Source organism: Streptomyces megasporus, assembly GCF_000718985.1.
In the GTDB taxonomy this organism is placed as follows: Bacteria; Actinomycetota; Actinomycetes; order Streptomycetales; family Streptomycetaceae; genus Streptomyces; species Streptomyces megasporus.
Genome location: NZ_JODL01000070.1, coordinates 1 through 917, shown reverse-complemented (window position 1 = coordinate 917; position 917 = coordinate 1). Strand labels below are relative to the sequence as shown.

1 protein-coding gene and 2 pseudogenes are annotated in these 917 nt (G+C 69.0%); all 3 read left to right on the top strand.

The features are described 5' to 3' along the window. Window positions 1-99: pseudogene (locus IF47_RS29935) on the top strand (roadblock/LC7 domain-containing protein); the annotation flags it as partial. 111 nt (window positions 100-210) lie between these two features. Further along, window positions 211-804 carry a DUF742 domain-containing protein gene (locus tag IF47_RS0126670; RefSeq protein WP_031511579.1) on the top strand — a complete coding sequence of 198 codons (594 nt, stop codon included), beginning with the start codon at window positions 211-213 and terminating at the stop codon, window positions 802-804. Continuing rightward, window positions 785-917: pseudogene (locus IF47_RS29930) on the top strand (ATP-binding protein); the annotation flags it as partial. The gene IF47_RS0126670 and the pseudogene IF47_RS29930, both read left to right, overlap by 20 nt.

Sequence of the window (917 nt, the reverse complement as noted above, 5' to 3'; positions counted from 1 at the left end):
GGCCTGGTGGGTTACGAGATGGCTCTGTTGGTGGACCGGGCGGGTACGGTGCTGACCCCGGACCTCCGTGCCGAGCTGCAAGGAAGCCTTCTCAACTAGCAAACAGACCGTGCACGTCGCGTCTCCGCGCCATAAGGTGCGGGGACGCGATGGGCCTCGGCGGTCCCCGGAAGAGACGGCCCGATGACGTCCGGCAGTGGAGGAGGAGACGTGGCAACGCCCCCAGGTGGTCCTTACGGCGGTGAGCCCCACTCTCGGCAGCCGCAGCACGACCCGTCCCCGAAGCGGTTCAACTTCCCCTCGACTCCGAGTCGGCAGTGGCAAACGCCCGCGTCCCAGCCCTACCCGCAGCAGCAGCCGTACCAGCAGCCACAGCAGTCGCCTCCTCCTCACCACCGGCAGGCGGAGCAGCCTCGGCCGCCGCGGGCCCACCGCGCGCGGCAGCCCGAGGACAGCGGCGGACCGGCGTCGCTGGTGCGGCCGTACGCCATGACCGGGGGCCGTACCCGGCCGCGTTACCAGCTCGCCATAGAGGCGCTGGTGAGCACGACCGCCGATCCGACACAGCTCCAGGGCCAACTGCCCGAGCACCAGCGGATCTGCCATCTGTGTTACGAGATCAAATCGGTAGCAGAGATCTCCGCACTTCTCTCCATTCCCTTGGGCGTCGCCCGTATCCTCGTGGCCGACCTGGCCGAGGCCGGTCTCGTCGCCATCCACCAGCCCGGCGGTGACGAGTCCGCCGGTGGCCAGCCAGATGTGACACTGCTCGAAAGGGTGCTCAGTGGACTTCGCAAGCTCTAGCGGTGCAGCCCGCTCCACCACCTCCGCGAAGATCGTGGTGGCGGGCGGGTTCGGCGTGGGCAAGACGACCTTCGTGGGCGCCGTGTCGGAGATCAACCCGCTGCGCACCGAGG